A 15,468-nucleotide genomic window follows, 5' to 3' on the forward strand; every position below is an offset into this window, starting at 1 on the left:
AAGCGACTTGCCCACGGCTAGGGTCATGGCAGCGATCGTTTCTTCCGAGCACGCGTCCACCACAGCGAGGCGAGGTTGTTCGACATGAGTACATCGCGCATCGAATCGGGCAGACATCTCGCGTCCACGGACTTCCCGTCGATCCAGGACGCGTTCGCTCGCTGCCGAACCTATCGCGAGCACAATGGGTTGTACGGCCTGGTGGAACCGATGCTGGGTCGCATCATGCTGGAAGTCGGCTCGGTCGGAGCGGTCGTGATGCCCGCCGAGTTCGGTCGCCGGGTGCGCGAACGCTTGACCGCAGGGCCCGAGCCCCGGCCGGGACCGATCATCGCGCATCCGCGCGCGAACCGATGGACCTTCCTGACCGGCCCCACCGACAACTCGTACCTGGACACCGGATTGTTCGCCGACCTGTTCCGGATCTGCGCCGCGATCGCACTGCCGGGCAGCCACCTCGTGCTGCCGTCACCCGCCGACGAGCACGGCGGCTACCGAATCTGGGTCGCGGCGCCCGACCGCGACTTCCGCCGCGACTTCGCCGAGGTGATCGCCACGACCCGGGCGTGCGCCGCGGCTACCGGGGTGTCGGCGCGGGCGGCGGAGTGAGCGTGATGCTGTACTTGTCCTGCAGCTTCTCATTCCAGTCGCGCTCGCACTGTTCGATCTTGGACTGGTCGTCGCCCGCTTTGTTCACGCAGTCGACGAAGTCCTTGCCACCCGAGTCGACGAAGAAGCTGTAACCCACGATGGTGAGCAGGACGGCGCCCACGATGCCCAGCACACCCAGAACGACACCGGCGATCGCCATTCCCATGCCCCCCGCGGTGCCGGCGCGGGCCTTGAAAATCGCGACGATGCCGAGGATGACGGCGAAGATGCCGCAGACATAGCCGCCGATGATCGTCCAGAAGAACAGCAACGCGAGGATGCCGAGCACCAGCGCGGTGATCGCCAGACCTCGGCCCTTCGGCGATTCCTGCCAATAGGCGGGCCGGCCAGGGTACTGGCCGCCGGGTGGCGGCGGGTACTGACCAGGCGGCGGGTACTGGCCGGGGGGCGGGGGCGGATATTGCGACATGGACTTCCTCTCCGTCGGTGCCTCGCGGTGCTCGGTCCGGACGAGGTGGTCCGGGGCGGCGCGGCCGTCGCCTACTGATCGCGCACCCCGCGGACGGATGTTAATGCGAACCGGTTACTGGGCGCCCAGCCGCGCGTGCATCTCCCAGACCAGGATTTCCGAAGGCCGCCGCGCCACCACACGCTGGCCGCCCGACCTGGTCAAACGCACCGCATCGCCCTCATAGAGCGGGCCGACTCCTTCCATGTCCACCTCCCCGCGCGCCACGAACAAGTGCAGGTACGGCGCATCGGGCAGATCGATCACCGGCTCGGCATCCGGCTCCGCGCCGGCCATGCGCGCCACATGCAGCGCCGAATGGCTGCTGGCGATGGCGATGGCGGTGCGATCACGGTATCGGGGCAGACCCGAGGCAACCGTGACCAGACCGCCTCCCGCGAGTTCGTCATCGATCTCGAGCTGCTCGTAGCCCGGAGTCAGACCCGGCTCGTCGGGCACGACCCACATCTGCACGAAATGCACGGGCTGCTCGTGTTCGCGGATGCGGCCGTCCAGCCGCCACGCGTCGTTCTTCTCCGAATGCAGGATGCCGGTGCCCGCGCTCATCCGCTGAGCCAGCCCGGGATAGATGACACCGCTGTGGCCCAGGGAGTCCTGGTGCACCAAACTGCCATCGAGCACCCAGGTGACGATCTCCATGTCCCGGTGCGGATGGGTGTCGAAACCCTGCCCGGGCGAGACGACGTCCTCGTTGTTGACCAGCAGCAAGCCGTGGTGGGTGTTGTCGGGATCGTAATGCTCCCCGAAGGAGAACGAATGCTTCGAATCCAGCCAGGAGACCCGCGTCTTCATACGGTCGCCGCCGCGGTGGACATCGATGTGTGGTGTCGTGAGTGTGGACATCATGGTCCTCCTCTCGGGACCGTGCACCGATCGCCATTCAGGGTAGGAGCACTTCCGCCGCGGTACTCCGCGTTCCTAGTAAATTGTGCCGCACTCGGCATTTTACGCGAGCGACCGGAAGGTGAACGGGAGGCGAGCAGAACCAACCGGTACGTCGAAACGTCGGGCCACCTCGCCGGATATCGTCGTCCGGCCCCGATTGCCAAGCGCCACAACGCCGACCGGAGGGAACGACGTGCTGGAATCCGATGACCTGACCCGGATCGAGCAGCAACTCCGTAGCGAAGCGCGCCGCGATGGCATCGCGCATTTCGTGATCGGCGTCGCGGTGTTCCGCGGAGGTCGGCTCCTGGTGGTGCGCCGGGTCGCCGACGACTATCACGGCGGTATGTACGAACTACCCGGCGGAGGAGTCGAATCGGGAGAGACTTTCGCCGAGTGCGTCGAGCGGGAATTGCTGGAGGAAACGGGGCTGCGGCTGCGCGCCGTCCTCGACTTCCTCGGTGGATTCGATTACGCGACCCGAACCAAGTCGAAAGTGCGGAAATACAGCTTCGTGGTGGAGGCCGAGCCGGGCGATGTCGTCCTCGCGCCAGGGGAGCACGACGCGTACGCCTGGATCGACGCGGGCGCGCTCGGCGAGCTGCCGATGGCGCCGGATATGCGCGCGACGGTGAGCGCGCTGGTCGACCGGGTCTGACTCGCGCGCCGTGTTGTTCGCGGCCGACGCGCGGTCGCGCGGCGCCATCGGCGAACGCAGTACGCTCGCGGATGTGTCGACTGGTCACGCCGAAGGCCTCACTCCCGCGGAGCAGCGGCCGGGTGGACTGCGCGCCACACTTCGGGAAAGCCCGGGCGTGTCGCGTCTGGCCGTGGTGCGTTTCGCCGGGCAGTTCGGCGACGGGATGTTCCAGGCGGCGTTGTCGGGCGCGATCCTGTTCAACCCCGAGCGGCAGACCGATCCGCTGGCCATCGCGGCGGGCTTCGCGGTGCTGCTGTTGCCGTATTCGCTGATCGGACCGTACGCGGGCGCGCTGCTGGATCGCTGGGACCGGCGCGCCGTGCTGCTGGTGGCCAACGTGCTGCGCGCGGTGCTGATCGCGCTGGTCGGCGTGGGGTTGCTCGCCGGAGTCGGCGAGACACCGCTGCTGTTGCTGGCCTTGGCGGTGGTGGGCGTCAGCAGATTCGTCCTGGCGGGCGTCTCGGCCGCGCTGCCACGGGTGCTGGCGCAGTCCTGGCTGGTGCCGATGAACTCGGTGCTCGCCACGGTCGCCTCCGGGTGCGCCGGGGCGGGTGCGGCTGTGGCGGTGGGGATGATCGGGCTGATGGGGGCGGGTGACTTCGCCTCGGCGGTCGCGGTCGCGATCAGCGGGACCGGGTCGCTGCTCGGCGCAGCGCTGGCAGCGGGGTTCCGGCCGCGGGTGCTCGGTCCGGCCCCCGACGCGGCGAAGGGCGAGAACACCGTGCACGCGATCGCCACCGGTCTGCGTACCGGTGCCACGGCGGTGTGGGAATCGAGAGCGGTCACGACGGCGATGCTGGGCATCGGCACCCACCGGATCGTCTTCGGCGTGAATACGCTGATCATGGTGCTGGTGTTGCGCCAGGCCCCGGTGGACGGCACCGGACTCAGTGGTGGTCTGGTCGGTTTCGGCGTGGCGATCGCCGCGACCGCGGCCGGCATGCTGGTGGCCGCCGTTGTCGCGCCACTGCTCATTCCCCGGCTGGGACGGGCGCGCACCGTGGTCGCCGGTCTGATCACCGCCATGCTGGTGCAGCTGACGCTGGTCACGCCGATCGCGTTCGCCGATTCGGTCGCCGCGGTGGAGCGCGCGCACGAACTCCTCTTGGCCGGCGCCTTCCTGCTCGGACTCGCCGGGCAGACGATCAAACTGACCGGCGACGCGACCATGCAGATCGATATCGACGACGCCCGCCGCGGTCAGGTGTTCGCGTTGCAGGACACGGTTTTCAACATCACCTTCGTACTGGCGATCGCGGCCGCGGCCCTGATCATTCCGGACGACGGCCGATCGGCGATCGTGGTGCTGACCGGCGCCGCCGCCTACGCCACGGGAATCGCCGCCATCGCGTTGAACACGCGCCGCCGCGCGATCAGCTGATGAACGGTTCGTCGCCGAGGTTGCGCACGCCACGGCTGAGCCGGTGGGTCAGGTGCTCGGGCATACTCTCGGTCGCCGAATCGCCGGGCGATGTGGCCGTGGAATCGGAATTCGGCTGTGCCTCCGATAGTCGTGTGTCGCCGAGCGCACGATCAGGCACGTCCGCCTCCGTGCGCACGATCCAGTCCAGCGGCTCGCTGGCCGCATCGCCGGGCAGGCCGGTGATCTGGTGGTTCCACGTGCCGAGGCCGGTGGGATCGGTGAAGAAGTGGTCGGGCACACCGTCGTCGTCGAGATCCAGCGCCGCGATGCCGGCGCGGCCCGAATCCGCCGGGTCCCACAGCGCGTCATCGGCGATGCCGTCTCCGTCGAAGTCCAGCCGCACCGCGTCGGCCGCGCCCGTGTCGCCGAGTTGCAGATCGGCCTGGCTGGTCCAGACGTGCACGGGTCCGTCACCGGTACCGAACACGTACTCGATCTCGTTCATATGTTCTTGGACGCGCGCGGTGCGGCGCGGGTTCCATCACGCGGCGCTTTTTCGATTCACCGTCCCCCGTTCACAGTGGTTGTTCCGGTAAGTTGACCTGTCAGCGGCCGACCGACAGGAGTCGATACGACATGGGTTTTCCGGTGCACGACCCCGACGCGGTAAGAGAACTGCTGGGCGCGTGGGAAATTCGGTCCGTCACCGGGCACCCGATCGCGTGATGACCGCGGCCGGGCCGACCTGATGCGCACCTGTGGAATCAAAACCCCCTGTGCACCGGTCATGTTCGGCGCACTGCTCGTCGGCGTCCTCATCGTGCCGCCACCCACCGCACAAGGCGCGCCGTTCCCGTGGGCGCCGCCGCCGGTGAACAGCTGCGGTGAGGTCGGGTTCGACCCGCTCGCTCGCGAGCCCGATCCCGCGCAACCGCCTCCGCCGCCGCTGCCGCCGCAGATCGACATCCCGGTGCCGATCCCGGAACTCACGCCGGTTCCGGTGCCCGACCCGCCGCAGGACAACACGCGGATCGTCCCCGACCCGCTGCCGGAGAACCCGTGCGACAACCCGTGCCCGGACATCAGGGACTATCCCGAGCACCCCGAACCCGATCCCGACCCGAGGCCGACGCCCGAGACCGGCACCGACGAGGGAACCGGTTCCTCCGGCTCCGCCTCGGCGCCCGATTCGGGCAGTGGTTCCGGCTCCGCCTCGGGATCCGGTTCGGACAGCGGCTCCGGCTCGGGCTCTGGTGCGCCGGTGAAACTCCCGCGCATCGAGTTCAAACCGGAGGTCGAGCCGATTCCGGTCCCGGTGCCCGGTGGTCCCGGCGAGGAGCCGCAACCGGCTCCACCTGAGGTGGTCCATCCGGCCGAACCGGGTCCGCTCACGGCGCCGGTGACCGCGCCTGCGGTCGAGTCGGTCGAGCTGGTCGAGCAGGTGACCGGGCACGGTTCGCCGAACCGCACCGACATGCGCTGGCAGGTCGACGGCACGGATCTCGGCCTGATGTGGGAGACCGCGCCCGGTGAGATCGCCGTTGTCTTCGGCGACACCTTCGGCGAAGGCTGGGGCGTGGGCGGCGCGGGCAACGACGACCAGGATTGGCGCAGCAACGTCATCGGTTTCAGCACCGACCGCGAGCTGGCCGACGGCCTGACCTTGGATACCTTCGCGCAGGACAGCCGCTGTCACGCCGCGGAGATCCTGGGCAGCCGCAAGATCAAGAACTGGGAGACCACCACCATTCCGACCTCCGGGTTCGCCGTCGGGAACCGGCAGTACCTCAGCTATATGTCGGTGAACAGGTGGAGCCGCATCCCGGGTCTGTGGTGGACGAACTACGGCGGCATCGCCTACTCCGACGATTGCGGGCGCACCTGGAAGAAAGATCAGCATGCCAAATGGGAGAACCTGTTCGGTCTCGGTAAGTTCCAGGTCGCGGCGATGGTGCCGCACGGTGACTACGTCTACATGTTCGGCACGCCCAACGGACGCATAGGCACGATCGCACTGGCCAGGGTCCCGAAGCGCCAGATCCTGAACAAGTCCGCCTATCAGTACTGGGTGGGCGGCAGCTGGGCGCCCGCGGCCGAGAATCGAGCCACCCCGTTGATCCTCGGTATGGCGAGTGAGCTCTCGGTGCGCTACGACCAGGAGACCGAGCAGTGGCAGATGGTCTACCTGGATTCCGCCCGGGGCGCGATCGTGCTGCGTACCGCGGCGAGCCCGCAGGGGGCGTGGACGGATGCGATCCCGCTGGTGTCCACCGCCGACTATCCGAAGTCCTACGGCGGGTTCATTCATCCGTGGTCGACCGGCGAGGACCTGTATTTCACGCTCTCGGCGTGGGACAGCTACAACGTGTATCTCATGCACGCCCGGCTGCGGCCGAGCCCGAACAAGGGTCAGCCCGCACGCACGAACCGCACGGGCTGACCGGGCCTGGTCTGCGCGATGGCGTCGACGTCGGCGTCGACGACCACCGCGACCACCGGATAGCCGCCCGTGACCGGGTGATCGGCGAGGAAGACGACCGGCTCTCCGCTCGGCGGCACCTGGATCGAGCCGAGTGCCATGCCTTCGGTCGGCATTTCACGCATGACCTTGCGGGTCAGCGGCGGACCGGTCCGGCGGGCCAATCGAGCGCCGATCCGGTCGGTGTCGGTGGAGACCTCCCACTTACCCTCGAACAAGGCCGCGGCATCGGTGAACCAGTCGTCGCGCGGACCGAGGACCGTGCGCACGGTGACGAGGTCCGCGGGTAGCTCGGCGACCGGGGCGACGTCCACGACCGGAATCGTGTTCGGAGAAGGCCCGACCGGGAGGCGATCGCCCTCTTTCAACGGCTCGGGACCCAAGCCCGACATGGTGTCGCGGCTCCTCGAACCGAGCGTCTCCGGTACGTCGATTCCGCCCCGTACCGCGACGTAGCTGCGCAGCCCGACGGATGCGTAACCCAGCCGAAGAGTCTGTCCCGGTTCGAGTTCCAGCACGCTCGCGTGCCCCACGGGCCTGCCGTCGACGGCAGCCGACGCCCGGGCTCCCGTGACCGCCAGCATGACGTGCTCTTCCACGTGCAGCGCCAGACCACCGAGCAGCACTTCGACGGCCGCGTGTCCCTCCGGGTTGCCGACCAGCCGATTGGCCAGCCGCAGCGAACCGCGGTCCGCCGCGCCCGCGGGACCGACACCCGAATCGAACCAGCCCGTTCGTCCGAGATCCTGGATAGTGGCAAGCGGACCGACCTTCTCGACGACGATCATCAGCGGTCCCTCGCATCGATGAAACGCACCGTGGCGCCCCCACGGATCAGCGCGGGCGGGTCGCGCTCGACATCCCACATCCTGAGGTCGGTGGTGCCGATCAGCTGCCACCCACCGGGTGTGCTCCGCGGGTACACGGCGCTGTATCCACCGGCGAGTCCCACCGCGCCAACCGGAATCGACGTGCGCGCCTGCGCTTTGCGCGGAACGGCCAAGCGGCCGTCGGGCGATTCCAAGTAGCCGAAGCCCGGGGCGAATCCGACGAACGAACACCGCCACACCGTGCCGGTGTGCGCGGCGATCACTTCCCGGGTCGTGACTTCCAGCGTCCGGGCGACTTCGTCGAGGTCGGCGCCGTCGTAGCGCACCGGGATCGATACCGGTTCGGCGTGGGAAGGGCTGTCCGGCAATGTTCCACGGGAAACAGCGGCGGGCCGCTCGGCGTGCAGTGCGATCAGCAGCGACGTCAGCGCCCGGCGGACCGCTTCCGCTGCACGCGGTGAATCGAGCGTCAGCAGGATGGTTTCCGCGGCAGGAAGCAGGTCCTGCACGCCGGGTACCGGGCGATCCCGCAGTGCCGTGACGAGTTCCGCGACCACCTCACGCCGCTGGGGAGTGATCAACAGCGCCCGATCGCCCGCCGCGCGAATCGCCTGCTCGGCCGCCTGCCGTTGCGCGTGCGTCACCGCGCCCTTCGTCCTCATGTCCCGACCTCAGCCGAACGGCTCCACCAGCACACCGACCTCATCCAGTGCGGCGCGGATGTACCGGGCCATCTGCACCGCGGCGGGCGAGTCACCGTGCACACAGATGCTCGCGGCACGCACCGAGACCTCGCCGTAGCCGTCGGCCGTCCGCGTGGCTCCCGACTTGGCGATCGAAATCGCTTGGGCAACCGCTTCCCGCGGCCCCAGCACCGCCCCTGGCGTATCGCGCGCGGCCAGCGAACCGTCGGGCGTGTACGCACGGTCGGCGAAACCTTCCCCGACGAAGCGCACTCCGGCGGCCTCCGCCGCCGACTCCAACTCGGTGCCGGCCGGACCGAGCAGGGCCAACTGCGGGTCGTACTCCGTAATCGCGGACAGCACCGCGTCGGCCAGCAGCCGATTGCGCGCGGTCGAGTGATAGAGCGCTCCGTGCGGTTTCACGTAACGCACCCGATCCCCGGCGGCTCTGGCGAAAGCGTCGAGGCCACCGATCTGATAGAGCACCTCGTCGCGCAACTCGCGGGGTGCGACGGCGATCTCTCGCCGACCGAAACCGGCCAGGTCGCGATGACCGACGTGGGCGCCTATACGCACTCCCTTCTCCACCGCGAGCGCGCAGGTCCTGCGCATGATCGCAGGGTCACCCGCGTGGAATCCGCAGGCGATGTTCGCACTGGTGACGATGTCGAGCATGGCGGCGTCGTCGCCCATCGTCCAAGGCCCGAAGCCTTCGCCGAGATCACTGTTCAGATCCAGCGTCATGTACGTCCTCCCAGCAGTGCGTGCAGCACGCCCTTCGATTCTCGTGCTGGAACCTTCCGCGGGCAAGGACACCCGGTCGGCGCGACCTGGGTCACAGCGCGCCGGTTCGGGCCGCGGCGCCAAGTACGCTCAATCCAATCATGGCCACGTATTTCGATCCGAAGTCCTGGTCGCCGCTGCGGGCCGTCGATCTCGGAAAGCGCCTGTTCGATCAATCCTGGCTGGAGCAGTGGGTCGCGCTCAGCACGGCCTGGATGGATCCGGTCGCCGACCTCGGCGCGGGCACCGTCACGGCGCTGCTCCCCGACGTGCTGATGACCATGCTCAGCGAGGGCATCCTGAGCCGGTTCGGCGGGCAGGAGGTCAGCGCGACACTGCTGGGTCACGACCTGCATGCCACCCTGCAAGTGCTGAAGGTGCGCCGCCGCGGCGCGCATTTCCAGACCAAGACGGTGCTGTCGCGGCTGAGCTGGGACGATCATCCGATCGAGTCCGTGACGGTGATCGCCCACGGCGTCCGCCTGATTCCGGGCGTGCCGACCAAGGTGCGCACCGCCCGGCTCGACCTCGTCGGCACCGTCACCACGGCGGCGCTGGTCGGGTGGCTCAACACCCAGCCGCTGGACTGGGACCTCGACGTGCACCGCAGCGGGCTGATCCGAGCCAGGCATCGCCGACGGCTGGTCACCGCTCTGGTGGACGCGTCGGTCACGGACAACCGCCTGCGCATCGAGATACGCCGGGCCACCTGGTTCGGCGTGCGCATTCCGCGACGCATGATCGACGTTCCCGTCCTACCGCTCGAGCACCTGCCCAAGGACGCGCGGATCGTGCGCGCCGAGCGCGAGGACGACCTGATCCGATTCCGCGTCGAACTGCCGGAGATCTCCGGGTCGTTCGATCTCGCCCAGATGCGCTCCGCGATCCTGGCAGGCACCACCCTGATCGTCTTCTGACCTGTTCAGCTCTGCGTCTTCCACCACTCGAGCAGCGCCGCCTCGGCTTCGTCCCGGTCGAGCGGGCCACGGTCGAGCCGCAGTTCCTTCAGATGGCGCCAGGCCCGGCCCACCTCGGGCCCCGGGGGCAAGCCGAGCAGTTCCATGATCGCGTTGCCGTCCAGATCCGGACGGACCTTGGCCAGATCCTCCTGCTCTCGCAACCGCTCGATCCGCACCTCGAGCTCGTCGTAGGTGGCGCGCAGCGCGGCGGCCCTGCGCTTGTTTCGGGTGGTGCAGTCGGCGCGGACGAGTTTGTGCAGGCGGGGGAGTAGCTCGGCGGCGTCGGTGACGTAGCGGCGGACGGCGGAGTCGGTCCACTGCCCTTTGCCGTAACCGTGGAAGCGCAGGTGCAGGAACACCAGCCGGGCGACGTCCTCGGTGAACTGCTTCGGGTACTTCAGCGCCCGCATCCGTTTGCGCACCATCTTCGCGCCGACCACCTCGTGGTGGTGGAAGCTGACGCCGCCGCCCGGCTCGTTGCGCTTGGTGTCGGGCTTGCCGATGTCGTGCAGCAGCGCGGCCCAGCGCAGCACCAGGTCGGGGTCGCCCTCCTCCTGATCGATCGCCTGCTCCAGCACGGTGAGCGAATGCCAGTAGACGTCCTTGTGCTGGTGGTGCTCGTCGATCTCCAGCTTCATCGCGGGCACCTCGGGAAGCACCCGCTGGGCCAGCCCGGTCTCGCACATGATGTTGATGCCGTCGATCGGATGCGCGCCCGCGATCAGCTTGTCCAGCTCCACCCGTACCCGCTCAGCGGTGATGCGGTCGATCTGGTCGGCCATCGCGGTGATCGCCGTCCGCACCCGGGGATGCAGTTCGAACCCCAGCTGGGAGACGAACCGCGCGGCGCGCAGCATCCGCAACGGATCGTCGTGGAACGAATCCTCGGGCGCGGCAGGCGTATCCAGCACTCCGTCGAGCAGTGCTGTCATGCCGTCGAGCGGATCGACGAACTCCAGCGCGCCGCCCGCTCCGATCTTCACGGCCATCGCGTTCACCGTGAAGTCCCGGCGCACCAGGTCTTCGGCGAGCGAGTCGCCGAAGGTCACCTGGGGGTTGCGCGACACCCGGTCGTAGTTGTCGGCGCGGAAGGTGGTGATCTCCAGCTGCTGCCCGGCCTTCGACGCGCTGACCGTGCCGAATGCCAGGCCGCCGGTGTCCCACAGATGGTCGGCCCACCCGCGCAAGATCTCCTGCACCACCTCCGGCCGCGCGTCGGTGGTGAAATCCAGATCGGTCCCCAACCGGCCGAGCACCGCGTCCCGCACGCTCCCGCCGACCAGGTACAGCTCGTGCCCCCGTGCCGCGAACATCTCACCCAGCGGCGTCAGCACATCTGCCAGCCCCCCGAGGGTCACCGCCGCGGCGGCCAGCAATCGGGTACGTCTATCCAGCGCAGCGTCCTGCGACTTCGGCGAAACCACGAAGCAGCAGCTTACCGAGCCACGACAACGGTTATCGCGCCGCAGGCCCACGCAGCAGCCCAGATATATAAGGACACCGACATCAACCCAGCCAGCGGCGTCCGAACACCGCGCGAGCACCCCACCGACTACGCCCACGATTCACCCCCTGAAGAACAGCGCTGTGAGCAGCGGCCCCCCGCTTCCCCAGGCACCACAAGTACCGGCCGACCTCGACAATCCGCTCCGAGCGGAGGTGCCCCCGTGTCCCGAACGCCGATACCGACGCGCCCAGCACACCTCGACTCTCGAGCGAAGCGAGACCGAGCATGCGCCCGTTCGCGAGCCACAAAGGGGCCGCGAACACCCCGCGCCGCAGTCGCTGGAAAAACCAGTACAGCCACAAGAGGGCCGCGAACACGCCGCGACGAAGTCGCGGCAATCGAACACAGTAGGATTGCCAGGTGTCTTCGGCCGATCGTGCGAACAGTCGACGCCGCCGGCCTCGGCGCCGCGGTTCGGCCGCCAATGCCGCCAATGCCGCCAAGCCGCGGATGCGTACGGTGCGGGAGACCTCGGCGGGCGGACTCGTCGTCGACGGCTTGGATGGTCCTCGGGAGTCGCGCAGCGCGGCCCTCATCGGACGCACCGATCGCCGCGGGCGGTTATTGTGGTCGCTGCCGAAGGGACATATCGAAGAAGGTGAGACCGCCGAGCAGACCGCGATCCGCGAGGTCGCCGAGGAGACAGGCATCAACGGTGTCGTGGTCGCCGAACTCGGCAGCATCGATTACTGGTTCGTGACCGATGGTCGGCGGGTACACAAAACGGTGCATCATTATCTGCTGCGTTCGGTCGGTGGTGAACTGTCCGACGCCGACGTGGAAGTGACCCAGGTCGCCTGGGTCCCGTTGAGCGAATTGGATTCTCGGCTGGCCTACGCCGACGAGCGGCGGCTGGCGGAGATGGCGAACAAGCTGATCGACCGGATGGAGACCGGCAAGCGATGAGGCGTGGACTGTTCCGGATCTTCGTGGCGGTCCTGACCATCATCGGCCCGGTGACGACGCTGCCACTGCTCGATTCCGCCTCGGCCGCAGCGCAACCTACCGGGTCCGGCACCTCGACGAATCCCAAATTCCTGAAGCTGTCTCTCGACTCGGTGACGCCGACCACAGTGACCACCGGCAGCGACTCGGTGCTGACTGTATCGGGCACGGTCACGAATATCGGCGATCGTGTGGTGGACGACGTCAGCATCCGCGTCCAGCGGGCGGCGGCGATCACCGCGCCTGCCGAGTTGCGCGCCACGCTGCGCCTCGACGAGGTCAACTACGATGTGAACGGCGACTTCGAGGATGTCGCGCAGCGGTTGAATCCGGGGCAGCGCAAACAGTTCACGCTGAGCATCCCGTTGCGCTCCGAGAGCGGCGCCACGTCGCTGGGCATCACGGAACCGGGCGTCTACCCGCTGTTGTTGAACGTGAACGGCGAACCCGCCTACGGCACGCAGGCCAGGCTCGACGACGCCAGATTCCTGCTCCCGGTGCTCGGCGTGCCGCCCGTCGCGGGTGAACAGGCCCCGTCGGTGACCGCGTCCACCGCCGCTCCGGTGGCGACGACGCTGCTGTGGCCGCTGGCCGACCGGCCCAGGCAGGTCGGAGGCCATCCGGGCAGCGTGGACGGCAAGGTGGAGCTGACCGACGACGAATTGGCCGCTTCGCTCGGCAAGGGCGGGCGCCTCGATCAACTGCTGGCCGCGCTGGAGGGGACGTTGAGCCCGGGCGCGAGCCGCAACGCCGATCTGGCTTCGGCCGTATGCCTTGCCGTCGACCCCGACCTGCTGCTCACGGTGCGCGCGATGACCAGGGGTTATCGCGTGCTGGCCAGCCCGTCCGATCCCGACGGCGCGACCAGGGCGGGCGCGGGCGCTGAACAGGCCCAGACTTGGCTGGACCGGCTGCGCGCGCTGGCCGGCTCGATGTGCACCGTGGCGCTGCCGTTCGCGCAGGTCGATCTCACCGCGCTGGCCGCGGTCAACGATCCGGCGCTGTCCGCGCGCGCGATCAGCGAACCGGCCGAGATCGTCGACTCGATCCTTTCCACCCAGTCGGTGCGCGGAGTCAGCCTGCCTGATTCCGGGAGCATCGACGAAGGCGCGGGCAGGCTGTTGCGCAGCCACGGGTTCAGCACCGCAGTGCTCGCCTCGACGGCAGCGGTTCCGCAGGACAGCGTGGACTGGGCCCAGTCGAGCAGTGAAAGCCACCAGACCACGGCCGGTGCGAGCGAAGCCGGAGCCACCGCGGACCCGGTCAGCCCCGAAGTGGTGCGGCTGCCGGAGATCACCGCGATCCAGCCCACCGCACCGGTACCAGCACCGCAGGCCACGGGCGCCCCGACGCCGCCCGCAGCGGGTTCACCCGCTCCCGCCGCCGACCCGGCACTGCACGCGGTGACTTTCGACATCTGGTCCGCGACGGCGCTGGCCGCGGTGGGCTCCAATCCGCCCACCCCGCCCTTCACTCCGTCCCGGGTCCGCTACGACGTCACCAACGACTCGCGCGCGGCCCGCTTGCAGGACGCTCTCGGGGCAATCTCGTGGAGCGCGCTGCACCCGGAGGCGAACCGATCGCGTTCGCTGTTGCTCGTCCCGCCACAACAGTGGGGTGCGAACCGGGACGAGGCGACCGCGCTGCTGCGTCAGTTCGACCAGCTGCTGCGCGGCAATCTCGCCACCGCGCGTCCGTTCCACGATCTGGTGGCGTTGCCGCCGGACCCGCAGCCCTACGCGCTGGACTATCTGTCGCAGGCCGCGCAGGACTCGGTGCCGGACCGGTTCCTGCCGCCCGCGCGCGAGCAGAGCCGTCGAATCACCGAGATGATGCGCGCGCTGGTGGACGTGCCGGAGGCCGAGCCCACGCCGCACGACTTCCTGACGCCGCTGCGCGACGATCTGCTGCGGGTGCTCAGCCTCTCCGATCGGCGCGCCGGTGATGCCGCGCCGCCGGACACGTTCGCCCAGCGGCGGCTGGACCAGAACACGCGGACGATGGACAAGCTCTATCGATCGGTCACCGTACTTCCGCCGGGCGGGGTGTACACCCTCGCGTCGGAGCAGAGCCCGCTGCTGCTGGTCGCGCGCAACGACCTGCCGGTGGCAATCCGGGTGAGATTCCGGATCGAGGCGCCGGCCGAGACGAAGATCACCGATCCCGGCGAACAGCAACTCCCGGCGAACGGGTCACGCTCCTTCCAGGTCCCGACCGAGGTGAGCGACAGCCGCAACCTGGTCATTCCGATCTCGCTCACCACGCCGGAGGGCGTCGCGCTCGGCAATCCCACCCAGGTCTCGGTGCGTTCGAATGCCTACGGCAAGGCTTTGGCGATAATCACCGGATGCGCCGCACTCCTGCTACTCCTGCTGGCCGGTCGCCGTTTGTGGCGCCGGTTCCGCGGGCAGCCGGATCCGGCCGACGAGGGTTTCGATCCGGGCACCAGGCGTCGGGTCAACCGCTATCGGCGGGCGCGCCTGCGCGTGCTGCGGGCGCAGGAACAAGAGCAGGAGCAGGAGCAGCTGCAGGAGACGCGGTGAGGGATCCCGCTTCGATCGGGTCACGAAAACCACTGCTACCTGCATTGATGTGGTGCAGTGCGGTGTCGTGTGGCACGGTGGAGGACAATCACGGTGTTCCCGAGCCGGTCCGGTCCGGACGGGGGCCACTGACAGAATGTTCGCCGACCACGGCGAACCTTTGCGGCGAGCCGCGGCTCACCGCACCGATGGGGGTGCGGATATCCCGGCTGGTACAGGAGGCATGATGAGCGACGATGACATATCGGCTCATCGCCCTCGACCAAGCGACCGGTTCGACGGGCCGCCGGTACGCCGAGCGCCGGTCGCGCCGTGGGAACGCGGCCCGGCTCCGGCCGAAGCCGACCGTCCGGACGTGAACGGCGGCCCGTACAACGACGAGCAGGCGCCGCTGGTGCCGCGAATCAGTCGCCCTCCGGCCGCACCGCACCCGCGGCCGGGTCAGCGCATGCCTCCTCCGCCACCGCCCGGCGCGCAGCCGCGACCGCCCGTGCCGCCACCGCCGCGCCCTGGCCCCGCGCCCGATCCGAACCCACGGCAGTATCCCGCTCCACCGCCACCGGCGGGTCCCGGTCAACCGCGACCGGTTCCGCCCGGTCCGGCTCGCCCGGGACCTGTGCCTTCCGGCGGCGCTCCTCGGCAGGCGCCCC

General features: G+C 68.9%; 15 protein-coding genes. 7 read left to right on the forward strand and 8 right to left on the reverse strand.

Annotated features, from left to right (window positions below; all coding sequences use genetic code 11):
* The first annotated feature begins 84 nt into the window (after positions 1 to 84).
* Positions 85 to 609, forward strand: coding sequence for a hypothetical protein (locus NA8_RS11350; RefSeq protein ID WP_063050334.1), 525 nt, complete (start codon positions 85 to 87; stop codon positions 607 to 609).
* On the opposite strand, the gene NA8_RS11355 is transcribed toward NA8_RS11350, so the two are convergent.
* Both NA8_RS11355 and NA8_RS11360 read right to left on the reverse strand, forming a co-directional pair.
* The gene (locus NA8_RS11355) at positions 578 to 1,081 is read right to left on the reverse strand and encodes a DUF4190 domain-containing protein (RefSeq protein ID WP_063050335.1); all 504 of its coding nucleotides are present in this window, start codon (positions 1,079 to 1,081) and stop codon (positions 578 to 580) included. The two genes, NA8_RS11350 and NA8_RS11355, sit on opposite strands and share 32 nt — an antisense overlap.
* Positions 1,082 to 1,195: 114 nt before the next feature.
* Positions 1,196 to 1,984, reverse strand: coding sequence for a pirin family protein (locus tag NA8_RS11360; protein WP_063050417.1), 789 nt, complete (start codon positions 1,982 to 1,984; stop codon positions 1,196 to 1,198).
* A 235-nt stretch (positions 1,985 to 2,219) separates the two neighbouring features.
* Between NA8_RS11360 and NA8_RS11365 the strand changes: the two genes are divergently transcribed.
* Together NA8_RS11365 and NA8_RS11370 are read left to right on the forward strand one after the other, a co-directional pair.
* Positions 2,220 to 2,684, forward strand: coding sequence for an NUDIX hydrolase (locus tag NA8_RS11365; RefSeq protein WP_245663777.1), 465 nt, complete (start codon positions 2,220 to 2,222; stop codon positions 2,682 to 2,684).
* Between the two features lie 73 nt (positions 2,685 to 2,757).
* Positions 2,758 to 4,107 carry an MFS transporter gene (locus NA8_RS11370; protein WP_174550067.1) on the forward strand — a complete coding sequence of 450 codons (1,350 nt, stop codon included), beginning with the start codon at positions 2,758 to 2,760 and terminating at the stop codon, positions 4,105 to 4,107.
* On the opposite strand, the gene NA8_RS11375 is transcribed toward NA8_RS11370, so the two are convergent.
* Positions 4,100 to 4,594 (reverse strand): hypothetical protein, encoded by a 495-nt coding sequence (locus tag NA8_RS11375; protein ID WP_063050336.1) that lies wholly within the window; start codon positions 4,592 to 4,594, stop codon positions 4,100 to 4,102. The genes NA8_RS11370 and NA8_RS11375 overlap by 8 nt on opposite strands.
* Before the next feature lie 282 nt (positions 4,595 to 4,876).
* Between NA8_RS11375 and NA8_RS11380 the strand changes: the two genes are divergently transcribed.
* Entirely contained in the window at positions 4,877 to 6,529 is a 1,653-nt protein-coding gene (locus NA8_RS11380; RefSeq protein WP_245663778.1) for a glycoside hydrolase family 183 protein, read from the forward strand.
* Here the strand turns inward: NA8_RS11380 and NA8_RS11385 are convergent.
* From NA8_RS11385 to NA8_RS11395, 3 genes are read right to left on the reverse strand one after another with little or no spacing between them, the layout of a single operon-like run.
* Complete coding sequence (locus tag NA8_RS11385) at positions 6,499 to 7,356, reverse strand: 5-oxoprolinase subunit C family protein (RefSeq protein WP_063050338.1); 858 nt, start codon at positions 7,354 to 7,356, stop codon at positions 6,499 to 6,501. The two genes, NA8_RS11380 and NA8_RS11385, sit on opposite strands and share 31 nt — an antisense overlap.
* Entirely contained in the window at positions 7,356 to 8,060 is a 705-nt protein-coding gene (locus tag NA8_RS11390; RefSeq protein WP_084466697.1) for a 5-oxoprolinase subunit B family protein, read from the reverse strand. Before NA8_RS11390 ends, NA8_RS11385 begins: the two co-directional genes overlap by 1 nt.
* A 9-nt stretch (positions 8,061 to 8,069) precedes the next feature.
* Positions 8,070 to 8,825 carry a LamB/YcsF family protein gene (locus tag NA8_RS11395; RefSeq protein WP_157106645.1) on the reverse strand — a complete coding sequence of 252 codons (756 nt, stop codon included), beginning with the start codon at positions 8,823 to 8,825 and terminating at the stop codon, positions 8,070 to 8,072.
* Positions 8,826 to 8,965: 140 nt separating this feature from the next.
* Between NA8_RS11395 and NA8_RS11400 the strand changes: the two genes are divergently transcribed.
* Positions 8,966 to 9,781 (forward strand): hypothetical protein, encoded by an 816-nt coding sequence (locus tag NA8_RS11400; protein ID WP_063050339.1) that lies wholly within the window; start codon positions 8,966 to 8,968, stop codon positions 9,779 to 9,781.
* Between the two features lie 5 nt (positions 9,782 to 9,786).
* Here the strand turns inward: NA8_RS11400 and NA8_RS11405 are convergent, their stop codons facing one another.
* The gene (locus tag NA8_RS11405; RefSeq protein ID WP_245663779.1) at positions 9,787 to 11,247 is read right to left on the reverse strand and encodes a CCA tRNA nucleotidyltransferase; all 1,461 of its coding nucleotides are present in this window, start codon (positions 11,245 to 11,247) and stop codon (positions 9,787 to 9,789) included.
* A 443-nt stretch (positions 11,248 to 11,690) separates the two neighbouring features.
* Here NA8_RS11405 and NA8_RS11415 point away from each other — a divergent pair, with 443 nt between their 5' ends.
* Both NA8_RS11415 and NA8_RS11420 read left to right on the forward strand, forming a co-directional pair.
* Positions 11,691 to 12,236 carry an NUDIX hydrolase gene (locus NA8_RS11415; RefSeq protein ID WP_063050341.1) on the forward strand — a complete coding sequence of 182 codons (546 nt, stop codon included), beginning with the start codon at positions 11,691 to 11,693 and terminating at the stop codon, positions 12,234 to 12,236.
* The gene (locus NA8_RS11420) at positions 12,233 to 14,818 is read left to right on the forward strand and encodes a DUF6049 family protein (RefSeq protein ID WP_063050342.1); all 2,586 of its coding nucleotides are present in this window, start codon (positions 12,233 to 12,235) and stop codon (positions 14,816 to 14,818) included. Before NA8_RS11415 ends, NA8_RS11420 begins: the two co-directional genes overlap by 4 nt.
* A 404-nt stretch (positions 14,819 to 15,222) precedes the next feature.
* On the opposite strand, the gene NA8_RS35515 is transcribed toward NA8_RS11420, so the two are convergent.
* The gene (locus NA8_RS35515; RefSeq protein WP_281199010.1) at positions 15,223 to 15,354 is read right to left on the reverse strand and encodes a hypothetical protein; all 132 of its coding nucleotides are present in this window, start codon (positions 15,352 to 15,354) and stop codon (positions 15,223 to 15,225) included.
* Positions 15,355 to 15,468: the final 114 nt, after the last annotated feature.

Origin of the sequence: Nocardia arthritidis NBRC 100137, assembly GCF_001612765.1 — a bacterium.
In the GTDB taxonomy this organism is placed as follows: Bacteria; Actinomycetota; Actinomycetes; order Mycobacteriales; family Mycobacteriaceae; genus Nocardia; species Nocardia arthritidis.

Coding starts and splice junctions, on each gene's coding strand:
- NA8_RS11350 (WP_063050334.1), top strand. CDS start 85: ATGAGTACATCGCGCATCGAATCGGGCAGACATCTCGCGTCCACGGAC.
- NA8_RS11355 (WP_063050335.1), bottom strand. CDS start 1,081: ATGTCGCAATATCCGCCCCCGCCCCCCGGCCAGTACCCGCCGCCTGGT.
- NA8_RS11360 (WP_063050417.1), bottom strand. CDS start 1,984: ATGTCCACACTCACGACACCACACATCGATGTCCACCGCGGCGGCGAC.
- NA8_RS11375 (WP_063050336.1), bottom strand. CDS start 4,594: ATGAACGAGATCGAGTACGTGTTCGGTACCGGTGACGGACCCGTGCAC.
- NA8_RS11380 (WP_245663778.1), top strand. CDS start 4,877: ATGTTCGGCGCACTGCTCGTCGGCGTCCTCATCGTGCCGCCACCCACC.
- NA8_RS11385 (WP_063050338.1), bottom strand. CDS start 7,356: ATGATCGTCGTCGAGAAGGTCGGTCCGCTTGCCACTATCCAGGATCTC.
- NA8_RS11390 (WP_084466697.1), bottom strand. CDS start 8,060: ATGAGGACGAAGGGCGCGGTGACGCACGCGCAACGGCAGGCGGCCGAG.
- NA8_RS11395 (WP_157106645.1), bottom strand. CDS start 8,825: ATGACGCTGGATCTGAACAGTGATCTCGGCGAAGGCTTCGGGCCTTGG.
- NA8_RS11400 (WP_063050339.1), top strand. CDS start 8,966: ATGGCCACGTATTTCGATCCGAAGTCCTGGTCGCCGCTGCGGGCCGTC.
- NA8_RS11420 (WP_063050342.1), top strand. CDS start 12,233: ATGAGGCGTGGACTGTTCCGGATCTTCGTGGCGGTCCTGACCATCATC.